This window comes from Bacillus sp. ISL-75, from assembly GCF_018613095.1.
Map to the genome: position 1 here is coordinate 1 of NZ_JAGGQX010000020.1, position 15333 is coordinate 15333.

The following is a 15333-nucleotide window of genomic DNA, read 5'->3' on the forward strand; positions in this document are numbered from 1 at the left end:
ATCCCTGAAAGATGATCAGGTTGATAGGTCAGAGGTGGAAGCGTGGTAACATGTGGAGCTGACTGATACTAATCGTTCGAGGACTTAACCAATACGAAAAGCGGAGGCGACTGTTCAACTTCGACAGACGTTGGAGAGCTGGCACTGCAAATCCTGGTTTTGGATTTGGAGGGACAGATCGAAACGGCCGAGAAGTTAGGAGCCGCAGCTGGACAATTTTAAGGCACACTCGTTTTACAAACTTCTTCTGTATTATCTAGTTTTGAGGGAATGAATCCTCTAAAAAAATAGTCTGGCAGTAATGGCGAGAAGGTCACACCCGTTCCCATACCGAACACGGAAGTTAAGCTTCTCAGCGCCGATGGTAGTTGGGACACGCGTCCCTGTGAGAGTAGGACGTTGCCAGGCAAATCAAGGACAACCTGAATAGGTTGTTCTTTTTTGTTTGTGATGGGGAGAAAATTGTTTGGTTTGAGATGATTTAGTATCGCCATGCCCGTTAACGAGTAAAGTGTCTATTATAAAGTTCCGAAGGACAAAACTCCATAAGAGAACAGGAAAAATGTCTATCGTAGGGGTCTCGAAGGACAAAACTCCACAAGAGAACAGGAAAAATGTCTATCGTAGAGGTTCCGAAGGACAAAACTCCACAAGAGAACAGGAAAAATGTCTATCGTAGAGGTTCCGAAGGACAAAACTCCACAAGAGAACAGGAAAAATGTCTATCGTAGAGGTTCCGAAGGACAAAACTCCATAAGAGAACAGGAAAAATGTCTATCGTAGAGGTTCCGAAGGACAAGATTCCACCAGTGAAGAGGCAAAATGTCTATCGTAAGGAATTCGAAGGACAAAACTCCACGAGTGGAGAGGTAAAACCCTGGACTGGTCACAAAAAAAGATACTGGAGCAATGCAAAAAGAAAAAAGCGATGGAGATCGTATCCGCCTCCCAGTGGCAGTAAACCTTACCAGGAGCAAATCAAGGACAACCTGAAAAAGTTGTTCTTTTTTGTGTTTAATAAAATTATTTTTCCATCAATTGTTTGTATCAACAAATATTGCAAACACTAAGTATGATTGGAAGACAAGTGGGTGATATGATGGATTGGATGGAATTGCTGCATCGCTATAAATTGATAAGTATTCTAATAGCTGCTGTTATTGCAAGGGTCATTGTTTTAATCATAAATAAAACGGTTCATAATTTCTTTCTAAAAACCCATTTCATTGAGGAACGAAAAGAGCAAACGATTGAAAGCATGATCCGCTCTTTAACAAAATACACAGTTACGATTAGTTTCATCTTTTTTGCGATATCCCAATATGTAAGTAATTTTGGAAGAATTCTTGCTGGGGCAGGGGTTGTCGGGGTAATCGTTGGGTTTGGGGCGCAAAGCTTAATCAAAGATATTCTCTCAGGTATTTTCTTAATTTATGAAAAGCAGCTGCATAAAGGCGATTTTATCACAATCAATAATACCTTTAATGGAACGGTTGTGGATATAGGATTAAGGTTCATAAAGATTAGAGAATGGAGTGGAAAGGTTTTAACGATAAGCAATGGAGAAGTAGAACAGATTCACAATTTTAATATCGATCAAATGCGTGTGATTGAAAGAGTAGTGGTAAGCTATCGGGAAAATCCTGAAAGGGTGTTTGAGATTCTTGAGATTGCGTGTGAAAAAATGAATGAAGTACACAAACCATGTTTAAAGTTAGACCATTCCAATTGTGTTATAGAGCCGTTCAAAGTATATGGGATGACTACAATCAATTCGGGTTATCGAGGGATAGAATACACGGTAACGGGTCTTGTGGATGATGCCTATTACTGGGATGCGGCAAAAGGAGCAAGAAGGATTATTGCTCAAACCCTGTTTGATTACGAAATAAAATTGGCAGAAGACACTATGTTATTAAGAGAGGTAGAAAATGCCTTACTTAGAGAGAGAAATTAAAGGTGGAAATGGAGGTAATTAGTGTCAATGGGTAAAAAGAAAATGCAATTTGAGGTACATGAAAACGAAAGTATTGAGGAATGCTTGAATAGAATGAAAAAGTTGGGATATACGCCCGTACGCCGAACGGAGAAGCCAATTTTTCAAGAAATAAAAAAAGGCAGCGAAACTATTTATGAGCCTGTAGCACGCCAAATCATCTTTGAAGGCATAGTAACAGAGTAAAACACGAACATTATAGTTCTATTTGAAAATAACGTTCGATTTATTTATTGACACCTTAATGAGTTGATTGTAATATATAGAAGTGATTTAAACAACAAACAATTTATCTTTACCCTCGTATATCCATGGGGATATGGCCCATAAGTTTCTACCCAATAACCGTAAATTATTGGACTATGAGGGAAAGTCAATATGTTCGGTAGATTAAGGGCTGGCCCCTTTCTATTGTTATGCCCGAACAAATGGCTTTCTCTTTCATGAGAAGCTATTTGTTCGGGCTTTTTATTTAGGTAAAAAAGGAGGATTAGCGATGTCCATTCTTGTTGGAGTTATCATGGGGAGTAAATCGGATTGGGAAACAATGAAATATACTTGTGAGGTTCTCGACCAGTTAGAAATTGCTTATGAAAAAAAAGTGGTATCAGCCCATCGGACACCTGATTTGATGTTTACATATGCGAAGGAAGCCAGAGATAGAGGTTTAAAGGTGATTATTGCCGGAGCCGGAGGTGCGGCGCACCTTCCCGGAATGGTAGCTTCACAAACCATCTTGCCGGTCATCGGTGTTCCCGTACAAACACAGGCATTAAAGGGATTGGATTCTTTGTTGTCTATCGTCCAAATGCCGGGTGGTGTACCTGTAGCAACAGTCGCGATTGGCAAAGCGGGTGCAGTGAATGCAGGTTTACTAGCTGCACAAATTTTAGCAACGGGTGACGCTGAATTAGCTGGAAAAATAGAAGCAAGAAGAGAAGCAACTAAACAAGAGGTACTGGAAAGTAGTGATCAACTTGTCTAACCAAACGATTTTACCAGGAGCAACGATAGGAATTATCGGCGGCGGCCAACTTGGTCGTATGATGGCTCTAGCGGCAAAGGCTCAAGGCTTTCGAATTGCGGTATTAGAACCGACGGAAGATTCTCCGTGCGGACAAGTCGCAGATATTGAAGTCATTGGGGCTTATGATGATCGCAAAGCCATCGGTAAATTAGCAGAAGTTAGTGATGTCATCACATATGAATTTGAAAACATTGATGCAGATACATTAGACTGGTTATGTGATCAAGCTTATGTGCCGCAAGGGCCGCGGCTGTTAACGGTCACGCAGGACAGGATTAAGGAGAAAGCAGCCATCCAACAAGCAGGTGTTGAAGTTGCACCATATGAAGTGGTCAACAGCATGGAGGATTTATTTTTAAAAATTAACATCATCGGTTACCCGGCTGTCCTGAAAACGGCAAGAGGCGGTTATGACGGGAAGGGACAACTGGTGATTAGGGAACCGCAGGATTTATCGAAGGGCGAACCCCTTCTAAAACATGGTGCCTGTGTAGTAGAAAAATGGATTCCCTTTGAAAAAGAGATATCTGTGATTGTGACACGAAAGCTTGATGGTGAAACGACATTTTTTCCAGTCGCTGAAAACATTCATGAAGAAAATATTTTAGATACGACAATTGTTCCTGCACGAATTTCACAAGTTTTACAAAGAGAAGCTATTCAACTGGCAAAGAAGCTGGCCGATTCGTTACAATTAGTCGGGACGCTTGCTGTCGAAATGTTTTTGACTAGTGATGGAACCATTTATATAAATGAATTGGCGCCACGGCCGCATAATTCTGGCCATTTCTCAATTGAAGCTTGTGAAACGTCACAGTTCGAGCAGCATATCCGTGCGATCTGTAATTGGCCGCTAGGGAGAACGGGGCTATTAAAACCGGCTGTTATGGTTAACCTATTAGGAGAGCATCTTGAAAACCTATATGAGGAAATTCCGACTTTGAATGACTGGAAGATTCATTTATATGGAAAAATAGAACCAAAAATCAAACGGAAAATGGGCCATGTGACGATTTTGCGAGAGAGTGTCGAAGCGGCTCTTGCGGAAATTAATGAAAGCAGCATCTGGAAAAAAACAAAAGAAAAGATCGGGGGATAAAACATGATTGATCGTTATACTAGACCTGAAATGGGAGCTATTTGGACAGAGGAAAACCGCTTTAATGCTTGGCTTGAGGTGGAAATCCTTGCATGTGAAGCATGGGCGGAACTTGGGGATATTCCAAAGGAAGATGTTAAGAAACTTCGTGAAAATGCCTCTTTTAATATTGACCGCATTAAAGAGATCGAAGAGGAAACACGGCACGACGTGGTTGCGTTCACCCGCGCTGTATCCGAAACATTAGGGGAAGAGCGGAAATGGGTCCATTACGGCCTAACGTCAACAGATGTGGTTGATACGGCCCTTTCTTATTTATTAAAGCAGGCCAATGCGATTTTACAAAAAGACTTAGAAAACTTTGTTGAGATATTAAAAAATAAAGCCAAGGAACATAAATTAACGGTAATGATGGGACGGACGCACGGAGTTCATGCAGAGCCGACCACATTTGGTTTAAAGCTTGCCCTTTGGTATGAAGAAATGAAACGGAACTTGGAGCGCTTTAGACAAGCGGCCGAGGGTATCGAGTTCGGAAAGATTTCAGGTGCGGTGGGGACATACGCGAATATTAATCCGTTTGTAGAACAGTATGTTTGTGAAAAATTGGGGTTGCAACGGGCGCCGATTTCGACGCAAACCTTGCAGCGCGACCGCCATGCCCACTACATGTCGACGCTTGCTTTGATTGCAACTTCTATTGAGAAATTCGCTGTTGAGGTTCGCGGTCTGCAAAAGAGTGAAACTCGTGAGGTAGAAGAGTTTTTTGCAAAAGGACAAAAGGGATCTTCGGCAATGCCGCATAAACGAAATCCAATTGGTTCGGAAAATATGACCGGTTTGGCCCGCGTGATTCGTGGCTATATGATGACGGCTTATGAAAATGTACCGCTTTGGCATGAACGTGATATCTCTCACTCATCTGCGGAACGGATTATTTTGCCAGATGCCACGATTGCTTTGAATTATATGTTGAACCGCTTTGGTAACATTGTGAAGAACCTAACCGTTTATCCGGAAAATATGAAGCGCAACATGGATCGTACCCTCGGGTTGATTTATTCCCAACGTGTGTTGCTTGCACTGATTGATAAGGGGCTATCACGCGAAGAAGCTTATGACACAGTACAGCCAAAGGCGATGGAAGCATGGGAGAAACAAGTTCCTTTCCGCAGCTTAATTGAAGCAGAGGATAAAATTACTTCGCTGCTATCTAGTGCTGAAATTGCCGATTGTTTTGATTATAGCTATCATCTTCAACATGTAGATACAATTTTTGACCGCTTAGGGTTGAATGAGTAAAGGGACATGTGACTAAAACATAAAAAAGGCGAGAGCAGGGGCACTCATGCCCCTCGCCTAGTAAGAAGATTCCCAATATTGCAATATAGGAGGCGTTTCTACAATGAAAAAACCTTTATACGAAGGAAAAGCGAAACGAATTTATGCAACAGACGACGAACAGATTGTTTTGGTTGAGTATAAGGATTCAGCAACTGCCTATAACGGACAAAAGAAGGCTGACATCACAGGAAAAGGCCGTTTAAATAACGAGATTACTAGTTTGTTATTTTTAAAACTTAAAGAACAGGGAATTGAATCCCACTTTATCGAGCGTATATCTGAAATAGAACAATTGGTGAAAAAAGTAACCATCATTCCGCTTGAAGTAGTTGTTCGAAATATCGCGGCAGGAAGCCTTGCAAATAGATTGGGAATCGAAGAGGGCCGCGAATTATCGACGCCGATTGTTGAGTTTTACCTGAAAAACGATGAACTTGGAGATCCGCTTGTAACATTAGATCACATCCTTGAACTGCAAGTTGCGACTGAAGAGGATGCAGCAATTTTACGAGAAAAAGCACTCCAAATTAATACAGTTTTATCAAGCTTCTTCAATGAACTTGGCATACGTCTCATCGATTTTAAACTAGAGTTTGGAAAAGACAAGGACGGTCAAATATTACTTGCCGATGAAATTTCCCCCGACACCTGCAGGCTATGGGATAAAGAAACCAATGAAAAGCTCGATAAGGATGTATTCCGCCGTGATTTAGGAAGTTTAACAGATGCTTACGAAAATATTTTAGCGAGATTGGGAGGACGTCAGCATGTATAAAGTAAAGGTATTTGTCACGTTAAGAGAAAGTGTATTAGACCCACAGGGGAAAGCGGTAACCAACTCGTTACATTCTCTAAACTATAAGGAAGTAGCCGATGTCCGAATCGGGAAATATATGGAGTTAACGATTGAAAAATCAGATCGGGATATTAATGAAGTGATCAATGAAATCTGTATCAATCTTTTAGCTAATCCGGTCATTGAAGATTACCGTTACGAAGTAGAGGAGTGTGTTACTCTGTGAAATTTGCGGTCATCGTCTTCCCAGGATCAAATTGTGACGTTGATATGTTTCATGCCATTCAAGATGAACTTGGAGAGCAAGTTGAATATGTTTGGCATGATTCCGAAAGCTTAGAAGAATTTGATGGAATTTTGCTTCCAGGCGGCTTTTCTTATGGTGACTATTTGCGCACTGGAGCTATTGCTAGATTTAGTAATGTTATGAAAGAAGTCATCAAAGCGGCAGAAGCAGGAAAGCCGGTTCTTGGAGTATGTAACGGATTTCAAATTCTGCTCGAAGCAGGGTTACTTCCAGGGGCTATGAGACGAAACGAAAGCCTCTCATTTATTTGTAAGCCTGTTGAGTTAAAAGTAGAAAACAATCAGACGATGTTTACCTCTGAATACAGCAAAGGGGAATCTATTGTTGTCCCTGTTGCGCACGGTGAAGGAAATTACTATTGTGACGAGGAAACACTTGCGAAGCTGAAAGAAAATAATCAAATTGTTTTTACCTATAATCAGAATCCGAACGGTAGTCTTGCTGATATCGCTGGAATTACCAATGAAAAAGGAAATGTTCTTGGGATGATGCCACACCCGGAAAGAGCAGTAGATGAACTATTAGGCGGCGCCGATGGACTGAAAATGTTCCAATCGATTGTAAAAGCTTGGAGGGAAGCACATGTTGTCAACGCTTGAACCAAATCCTAACCAGATCAAAGCAGAAAAAATATATCAGCAAATGGGTTTGTCCGACGAAGAATTTGCAATGGTTGAAAACATTCTTGGACGTACACCGAATTATACCGAAACAGGTTTATTTTCCGTCATGTGGTCGGAACATTGCAGCTACAAAAATTCGAAGCCGATTCTTAGAAAGTTCCCGATTACAGGGGAACGAGTTTTACAAGGACCTGGTGAAGGTGCGGGTATCGTCGATATCGGCGATGAACAGGCTGTTGTTTTTAAAATAGAAAGTCATAATCACCCATCAGCTATTGAACCATATCAAGGAGCAGCAACCGGCGTAGGCGGTATTATCCGCGATGTTTTCTCGATGGGAGCAAGACCAATCGCTATGTTAAACTCGCTTCGCTTTGGTGAACTAGACTCCGCCCGGGTACGCTATTTATTTAAAGAGGTCGTTGCAGGGATTGCCGGCTATGGCAACTGTATTGGAATTCCAACAGTTGGCGGCGAAATCCAATTCGACCCTTGCTATGAAGGAAATCCGTTAGTCAATGCCATGTGTGTTGGACTAATTGACCATAAGGACATTAAAAAAGGGCAAGCACATGGTGAAGGCAATACTGTTATGTATGTTGGGGCTAAAACTGGCCGAGACGGAATTCATGGTGCAACCTTTGCTTCCGAGGAATTAACGGAACAATCCAATGAGGATCGTCCTGCAGTTCAAGTAGGCGACCCATTTATGGAAAAATTACTGCTTGAAGCCTGCTTAGAATTAATTCATTTTGATGCACTTGTTGGTATTCAGGACATGGGTGCAGCGGGACTTGTCAGCTCATCTGCGGAAATGGCCAGTAAAGCAGGAATGGGAATTGAAATGAATTTAGACTTGGTTCCACAGCGGGAAACAGGGATGTCTGCTTACGAAATGATGTTGTCTGAATCCCAAGAACGGATGCTCATCGTCGTGAAAAAAGGTAGAGAACAAGAAATCGTCGAGCTTTTTGAAAAATACGGACTTGAAGCAGTTGGTATCGGGACAGTAACAAGCGATAAACAGCTTCGTCTCATTCATAACGGGGAAATCGTTGCGGACGTTCCGGCTGATGCGTTAGCGGAAGATGCACCGGTTTACCAAAAACCGTCAAAAGAACCAAGCTATTTTAAAGAATTCCAGGCGATGGAGAACGAAATTCCACAGGTAGATGATGTGAAAGAAACGCTTTTACAAATTTTATGTCAGCCAACTGTTGCAAGTAAGGAATGGGTGTATGAGCAGTACGATTACATGGTGCGTACCAATACAGTCGTTTCCCCAGGATCAGATGCTGCCGTTGTTAGAATTCGCGGAACAAGGAAAGCATTAGCGATGACAACGGATTGTAATTCCCGCTATGTCTATTTAGATCCAGAAATGGGTGGGAAGATCGCCGTGGCAGAAGCAGCCCGCAATATTGTTTGTTCTGGTGCGGAACCATTAGCGATTACAGACAACCTAAATTTCGGAAACCCGGAAAAACCAGAAGTGTTCTGGCAGATTGAAAAAGCTGCTGATGGCATGAGCGAAGCCTGCCGTGTTCTTGAGACACCGGTAATTGGTGGAAACGTCTCTTTATATAACGAAACAAGTGGAACAGCGATCTATCCAACACCAGTCGTCGGGATGGTTGGTTTAGTAACCGATATTGATCATATTACGACACAGCACTTTAAAAATAGCGGCAACCTTATTTATTTAGTCGGGGAGACAAAGGATGAATTCGGCGGCAGTGAACTGCAAAAGCTTCTGAACGGAAAGGTGTTCGGTAAAGCCCCTGAATTAAATATAACGATTGAAAAAGAAAGACAGAATCAGGTCCTAGCTGCGATTCGTGAAGGATTGGTTCAATCAGCTCATGACCTATCAGAAGGCGGTTTAGCCGTTGGGTTAGCTGAATGTCTTTTTGCGAATGAAAAGCTTGGAGCGGAAGTAGAAATAGCGGGGAACCTAGTTTCTGCCTTATTCAGTGAAACACAATCTCGTTTCCTTTTGTCGGTAAAAGAAGAAGATAAGCTTGAATTTGAAAGCTTAGTAGACGCAGTACAAATCGGTTTAGTGAATGATACAGCTAAATTGCAAATCACAATGGGTGAGTCAACCGTACTTGAAGCTTCAATTGAAGAATTAAAAGATGCCTGGAAAGGGGCGATCCCATGTTACCTGAAATCAAGGGATTAAATGAAGAGTGTGGAATTTTTGGGGTTTGGGGACATGTAGACGCAGCACAGCTTACCTATTACGGACTTCACAGCCTTCAGCATCGCGGCCAGGAAGGAACAGGTATTGTTGTATCTGATGGAAGTAAGCTAAAAGGCGTAAAGGGTGAAGGGCTCGTGTCCGAAATCTTTACGGCTAGTGCCATGAAGGAATTGACAGGTACTGCAGCGATTGGACACGTTCGGTATGCAACAGCAGGCGGCGGCGGGTACGAAAATGTTCAGCCGCTCTTGTTTCATTCACAAATGGGAAGTCTTGCCCTTGCACATAACGGCAACCTAGTTAATGTGAACTCATTAAAACATCAGCTTGAGGCTCAAGGGAGTATTTTTCAAACCAGCTCTGATACTGAGGTTTTAGCTCACCTTATGAAAAGAAGCGGTTATGCTGATTCAAGGGACCGTGCCAAAAACGCACTCTCGATGTTAAAAGGGGCGTATGCCTACCTTATTATGACAGAAAACGAATTAATGGTGGCACTTGATCCGCACGGCTTAAGACCTCTTTCGCTCGGATGCCTTGGTGATGCCTATATTGTTGCATCAGAAACCTGTGCTTTTGATGTAATAGGTGCGGAATATATTCGCGATATTCGCCCGGGGGAACTATTAATTATCAATGATGAGGGCATAACTTCTGAACAATTCGCTGTAAGTACAACGAAAGCTATTTGTACGATGGAATATATTTATTTTTCAAGACCGGACAGTAACATTCAAGGAATCAACGTTCATACCGCCCGTAAAAACCTCGGGAAAAGAATGGCAGTAGAAGCCCCGTTTGAGGCGGATGTCGTCACAGGTGTACCGGATTCTAGTATTTCAGCGGCGATTGGTTATGCGGAAGCAACGGGAATTCCTTATGAAATGGGATTAGTCAAAAACCGCTATGTCGGAAGGACGTTCATCCAGCCTTCTCAATCGTTACGAGAGCAAGGGGTAAAAATGAAGCTTTCCCCTGTACGTGGCGTAGTAGAAGGAAAGAGAGTCGTGATGGTGGACGATTCGATTGTTCGAGGAACAACAAGCAGGCGGATTGTCACGATGCTAAAAGACGCAGGAGCAACAGAGGTTCACGTGGTCATTACTTCTCCTCCGATTAAAAATCCGTGCTTCTATGGAATTGATACCTCGACAAAAGAAGAATTGATTGCCTCTGATAAATCGATCGAAGAAATGAGAGAACTGATTGGTGCGGACACGCTAACGTTTATTAGCGTGGAGGGAATGATCGAAGCGATTGGTAGAAAAGATGGGGACGGCACAAGCGGTTATTGCCTTGGCTGTTTTACCGGAAATTACCCAACCGAAATTTACCCTGACACACTCCAATATTATTACCAAAAGTAGAAGGGGCGAGCAGCGTGGCAAATGCGTATAAGCAAGCAGGAGTTAATATTGAAGCAGGCTATGAAGCAGTAGAGAGAATGAAAAAGCATGTTCAAAAAACAGCCCGGGCTGGCGTCCTTGGCGGTTTGGGTGGATTTGGCGGCATGTTTGATTTATCCGCACTCCAATTAAAAGAACCAGTTTTGGTGTCAGGCACCGATGGGGTGGGCACGAAACTGATGATTGCCTTTTGGATGGATAAGCATGATACGATTGGAATCGATGCAGTCGCGATGTGTGTTAATGATATTGTTGTACAGGGTGCAGAGCCCTTGTTCTTTTTAGATTACATTGCGTGTGGAAAAGCGGAGCCTGAAAAAATTGAGGCAATTGTCAAAGGAATTGCCGACGGTTGTGAGCAGGCTGGCTGTGCGCTAGTTGGCGGTGAAACAGCTGAAATGCCTGGATTGTATAGTGAAACGGAGTATGATTTAGCCGGATTTACGGTTGGTGCCTGTGAAAAATCGCAGCTCATTACGGGCGAAACGATTCAAGCGGGTGATGTGCTGATTGGCTTAGCATCGAGCGGTATTCATAGCAATGGTTATTCACTTGTAAGAAAAGTATTTAATGACTGGTCGTTACTTGATTTTGTTGATGAACTCGGGTGTACATTAGGAGAAGAGTTGCTCAAGCCTACAAAAATTTATGTGAAACCGATTTTGTCCGCGTTGAAAAAGTTCCAATTAAAAGGTATGGCTCATATAACAGGCGGCGGATTTATTGAAAATATTCCGCGCATGCTGCCAGCGGGTCTAGGTGCAGAGTTGTATGAAAAAAGCTGGGATATCCCACCTGTTTTTAAACTACTATCTTCTCATGGACAAATTGATTACCAAGAGATGTATAATATTTTTAACATGGGGATCGGCATGGTGATTGCTGTGGATCCGGAAAACGCAGCTGACCTGTTAGAACATTTTAACCAATCTGGGGAGACCGCTTATGAAATTGGTGTGGTAACTGGGAATGAAGGAATTAACATCAAGGCTCAAGGTGGCCGCCTATGAAAAAGATAGCTGTGTTTGCATCAGGGAGCGGAAGTAATTTTCAGGCCATTATTGATGTAGTTCAAGCAGGCCAACTTGATGCAAATATTTCTCTTTTAGTTTGCGACAAACCGGGTGCTTTTGCGATTGAAAGAGCAAGAGCAGCAAAAATCCCGAGTTTTGTTTTTACCGCAAAGGACTATACTAGTAAGGAACATTATGAGGAAGAAATTTTAGCTCAATTAAAGACCTCAGGTGTAGAATTCATTGTCCTTGCCGGATACATGCGCTTGATTGGTTCGAAATTGTTAGCTGAGTATAAAGGAAGAATCATCAATATCCATCCTTCACTGCTTCCAGCTTTCCCTGGTAAAGATGCGATAGGGCAGGCATTGGCTGCTCAAGTGAAGTGGAGCGGTGTCACCATCCATTTTGTTGATGAGGGAATGGATACGGGCCCAATCATTATTCAGGAGCGGGTTCGACTCGACGAAAATGAGACAAGAGAAAGCCTACAGCAGAAAATCCAGAAAAGCGAACATAAACTTTATCCATCCGTACTGCAAATGCTATTGACACAAGGAGATGTAATCAATGACACAAAAGCGCGCGCTAATTAGTGTTTCTGACAAAAATGGAATAACTGAATTTGCAAGGGATTTGGTCAGCCTAGGATATGAACTTATTTCCACAGGAGGCACGAAAAAGGCTCTTCAAGAGCAGGGTATACCTGTTCTTAGCGTTAGTGATGTAACTAATTTTCCGGAAATTTTAGAAGGTCGTGTGAAAACATTAAATCCATTGATCCATGGCGGCTTGCTTGCAAAACAGGATGATGTAAAGCATCAACAACAGCTAGACGAGCATGGAATACAAGCAATTCAACTGGTTTGCGTCAATCTTTATCCTTTCCAGCAAACAATCGAAAAACCAGATGTTACAGTTGCCGATGCGATTGAAAATATTGATATCGGCGGTCCAACGATGCTTCGTGCTTCTGCCAAAAACCATCAATATGTCACTGTTGTGGTCGATCCAACTGACTATGAGACTGTAATTGCTGAATTAAAAGCAAATGGTGAAACGAAGTTTGAAACAAGAAGAAAGCTTGCAGCAAAGGTGTTCCGCCACACGGCAGCCTATGATGCCTTAATTGCGGAGTATATGACCCAATTGGCTGAAGAAAAAAACCCAGAGACATTAACCGTAACATATGAATTAAAACAATCTCTTCGTTATGGGGAAAATCCACACCAACAAGCAGCTTTTTATAAAAAGCCACTTGGTTCGACATTCTCGATTGCGAATGCCGTCCAGCTTCATGGAAAAGAGCTATCTTATAACAATATCAACGATGCGGATGCAGCCCTGCAGATTGTTAAAGAGTTTGCAGGACCAGCGGCTGTAGCCGTAAAGCATATGAACCCATGCGGTGTTGGAACAGGTGAAACAGGGTATGATGCGTTCACAAAAGCATTTGCGGCCGATCCTGTGTCCATTTTTGGCGGAATCATTGCTTTTAACCGTGAAGTAGATGCCCAAACAGCAAGGAAACTTCATGAAATTTTCTTAGAGATTATCATTGCGCCTTCCTTCTCAGAGGAAGCATTAGCGATTTTAACTGGGAAAAAGAATCTTCGCCTGTTAACCATTCCATTTAATGATGTTAAAAAACCAGAGCTAAAAATGACAACGATTGAAGGCGGATTGTTAGTTCAAGAGCAAGACCGTTATACATTAGAAGATGCGAACGTCACGGTTGCTACGAAAAGACAACCGACAGATGCAGAATGGGAAGCATTAAAGCTGGGCTGGAAAGTTGTCAAGCATGTGAAATCAAATGCGATTGTGGTTACGAATGAGGATATGACAATTGGTATTGGTGCTGGACAGATGAACCGAGTAGGTGCGGCTGAAATTGCGTTGAAGCAAGCTGGTACAAAGGCTGAGGGAGCGGCTCTTGCATCAGACGCCTTTTTCCCAATGGACGATACCGTTGAAGCAGCGGCGAAAGCTGGAATTACGGCAATTATTCAGCCAGGCGGATCCATCCGTGATGAGGATTCGATTAAAAAGGCTGATGAATATGGAATTGCAATGGTGTTTACAGGAGTTAGACATTTCAAACATTAAACCGATGGAGGGCATTCGATGAACGTACTGATTATCGGCCGTGGCGGTAGAGAACATGCAATTTGCCGAAAAGTAAGTGAAAGCGCAGGATTAGAAAAAGTATTTGTTGCTCCTGGTAATCCCGGAATGGCAGATGTAGCGGAACTTGTCTCGATTGCAGAGTCGGAACATGAACAGCTCCTTCAGTTCGCTAAGGACAATGGAGTGGGCTTAACGATTATTGGACCTGAGGTACCCTTGCTGGAGGGACTTGCTGACAAATTTGAAGCTGCTGGTTTGGCCGTATTCGGTCCGCGCCAAGCAGCAGCCGAGATCGAAGGAAGTAAGTCATTCGCAAAGGAATTAATGAAGAAATATCATATTCCTACGGCTGATTATGCTGTTTTCACTAAATATGAGGATGCCCGTAACTATATTGAGGAAAAAGGTGCGCCGATTGTCATTAAAGCTGACGGATTAGCAGCAGGAAAAGGTGTCACCGTAGCGCTCACGAAAGAAGAGGCCCTCGCTAGCGTGGAAGAAATGCTTATTGATGCAAAATTCGGTGCAGCGTCATCCCGTGTAGTCATTGAAGAGTTTTTAGCGGGTGAGGAATTTTCGTTAATGGCATTGGTGAATGGTGAGGTCGTCGTACCATTAGAAATCGCTCAAGATCATAAACGCGCCTATGATGGTGACCTTGGTCCAAATACAGGAGGAATGGGTGCTTACTCACCTGTTCCTCAAATCGGTGCGGAGACCGTTCAAACAGCTGTTGATACTGTCCTTATTCCGGCTGCAAAAGCAATGGTGCAGGAAGGCAGAAGTTTTTGCGGCGTGTTATATGCGGGTTTGATAAAAACACCTGATGGTCCAAAGGTGATTGAATTTAATGCCCGTTTTGGTGATCCAGAGACACAAGTAGTGCTGCCTAGATTGAAATCGGATTTAGTTCAAGTCGTGTTGGAGCTCTTAAATAGAGGATGTCCCACTCTTGAATGGGATGACCAGGCTATGATCGGTGCTGTAGTGGCTGCGAAAGGGTACCCTGAGGCATATGAAAAGGGTGCAGTGTTAACAGGATTAGCAGATTTAAATGATCAAGAGGTTTTCACTTTTCATGCAGGAACAGTGAAAAATGATGCAGGTGAGTTTGTTACTGCTGGAGGCAGGGTCCTTCTTGTAGGAGCCAAAGCCGAAAGTATAGTAGAAGCGCAAGAAAAAGTGTATCGTGAACTTGAAAAGTTAACATGTGATGGTGTCTTTTATCGAAAAGATATCGGTGCAAAAGCGATCCAACCCGTTTCGCGCTAACGGGCTCGCCTCTTTCCAGTTCGACGGATAAACACATAAAGAAGTGCGACAATGCTGCCGATAATGGCAATTAGAACAAACGACATATCCGTTAGATACTCCCAAAACATGAAC

Annotated in this window: 15 protein-coding genes, 2 rRNA genes and 1 riboswitch; of the genes, 16 read left to right on the top strand and 1 reads right to left on the bottom strand. The window is 42.8% G+C overall.

Annotation, left to right across the window (positions count from 1 at the left end):
• From J7E63_RS09275 to purD, 16 genes are all read left to right on the top strand, one after another.
• A 23S ribosomal RNA gene (locus J7E63_RS09275) occupies window positions 1-92 on the top strand; the annotation flags it as partial.
• Window positions 93-291: 199 nt separating this feature from the next.
• Window positions 292-408, top strand: a 5S ribosomal RNA gene (gene rrf, locus J7E63_RS09280).
• Window positions 409-1096: 688 nt separating this feature from the next.
• The gene (locus tag J7E63_RS09285; protein WP_215011313.1) at window positions 1097-1957 is read left to right on the top strand and encodes a mechanosensitive ion channel family protein; all 861 of its coding nucleotides are present in this window, start codon (window positions 1097-1099) and stop codon (window positions 1955-1957) included.
• A gap of 27 nt (window positions 1958-1984) precedes the next feature.
• On the top strand, window positions 1985-2182 hold the full coding sequence (locus J7E63_RS09290; RefSeq protein WP_215011315.1) for an NETI motif-containing protein: 198 nt from the start codon (window positions 1985-1987) through the stop codon (window positions 2180-2182).
• Window positions 2183-2277: 95 nt separating this feature from the next.
• Window positions 2278-2379, top strand: a riboswitch (purine riboswitch).
• Window positions 2380-2492: 113 nt separating this feature from the next.
• Window positions 2493-2981: a 5-(carboxyamino)imidazole ribonucleotide mutase gene (gene purE, locus J7E63_RS09295; protein ID WP_215011317.1), complete on the top strand. Its 489-nt coding sequence runs from the start codon at window positions 2493-2495 to the stop codon at window positions 2979-2981.
• Complete coding sequence (gene purK / locus J7E63_RS09300; protein ID WP_215011319.1) at window positions 2974-4122, top strand: 5-(carboxyamino)imidazole ribonucleotide synthase; 1149 nt, start codon at window positions 2974-2976, stop codon at window positions 4120-4122. The genes purE and purK overlap by 8 nt, the downstream gene beginning before the upstream one ends.
• 3 nt (window positions 4123-4125) lie before the next feature.
• On the top strand, window positions 4126-5424 hold the full coding sequence (purB, locus tag J7E63_RS09305) for an adenylosuccinate lyase (RefSeq protein ID WP_088085139.1): 1299 nt from the start codon (window positions 4126-4128) through the stop codon (window positions 5422-5424).
• A gap of 103 nt (window positions 5425-5527) precedes the next feature.
• Complete coding sequence (gene purC / locus J7E63_RS09310) at window positions 5528-6241, top strand: phosphoribosylaminoimidazolesuccinocarboxamide synthase (protein ID WP_098934681.1); 714 nt, start codon at window positions 5528-5530, stop codon at window positions 6239-6241.
• The gene (gene purS / locus J7E63_RS09315; RefSeq protein ID WP_215011321.1) at window positions 6234-6488 is read left to right on the top strand and encodes a phosphoribosylformylglycinamidine synthase subunit PurS; all 255 of its coding nucleotides are present in this window, start codon (window positions 6234-6236) and stop codon (window positions 6486-6488) included. Before purC ends, purS begins: the two co-directional genes overlap by 8 nt.
• Window positions 6485-7168: a phosphoribosylformylglycinamidine synthase subunit PurQ gene (gene purQ, locus J7E63_RS09320; RefSeq protein ID WP_214998035.1), complete on the top strand. Its 684-nt coding sequence runs from the start codon at window positions 6485-6487 to the stop codon at window positions 7166-7168. The genes purS and purQ overlap by 4 nt, the downstream gene beginning before the upstream one ends.
• Window positions 7152-9377: a phosphoribosylformylglycinamidine synthase subunit PurL gene (gene purL / locus J7E63_RS09325; protein WP_215011323.1), complete on the top strand. Its 2226-nt coding sequence runs from the start codon at window positions 7152-7154 to the stop codon at window positions 9375-9377. The genes purQ and purL overlap by 17 nt, the downstream gene beginning before the upstream one ends.
• On the top strand, window positions 9353-10765 hold the full coding sequence (gene purF, locus J7E63_RS09330) for an amidophosphoribosyltransferase (RefSeq protein ID WP_215011325.1): 1413 nt from the start codon (window positions 9353-9355) through the stop codon (window positions 10763-10765). Before purL ends, purF begins: the two co-directional genes overlap by 25 nt.
• 14 nt (window positions 10766-10779) lie before the next feature.
• Window positions 10780-11814 carry a phosphoribosylformylglycinamidine cyclo-ligase gene (purM, locus tag J7E63_RS09335; RefSeq protein WP_098934677.1) on the top strand — a complete coding sequence of 345 codons (1035 nt, stop codon included), beginning with the start codon at window positions 10780-10782 and terminating at the stop codon, window positions 11812-11814.
• Complete coding sequence (gene purN / locus J7E63_RS09340) at window positions 11811-12413, top strand: phosphoribosylglycinamide formyltransferase (protein WP_168241647.1); 603 nt, start codon at window positions 11811-11813, stop codon at window positions 12411-12413. Before purM ends, purN begins: the two co-directional genes overlap by 4 nt.
• The gene (gene purH, locus J7E63_RS09345; protein WP_215011327.1) at window positions 12388-13926 is read left to right on the top strand and encodes a bifunctional phosphoribosylaminoimidazolecarboxamide formyltransferase/IMP cyclohydrolase; all 1539 of its coding nucleotides are present in this window, start codon (window positions 12388-12390) and stop codon (window positions 13924-13926) included. Before purN ends, purH begins: the two co-directional genes overlap by 26 nt.
• 18 nt (window positions 13927-13944) lie before the next feature.
• Window positions 13945-15219: a phosphoribosylamine--glycine ligase gene (gene purD / locus J7E63_RS09350; protein WP_215011328.1), complete on the top strand. Its 1275-nt coding sequence runs from the start codon at window positions 13945-13947 to the stop codon at window positions 15217-15219.
• Here the strand turns inward: purD and J7E63_RS30480 are convergent.
• Entirely contained in the window at window positions 15216-15329 is a 114-nt protein-coding gene (locus J7E63_RS30480) for an EYxxD motif small membrane protein (RefSeq protein ID WP_348982634.1), read from the bottom strand. The genes purD and J7E63_RS30480 overlap by 4 nt on opposite strands.
• Between the last annotated feature and the right edge of the window lie 4 nt (window positions 15330-15333).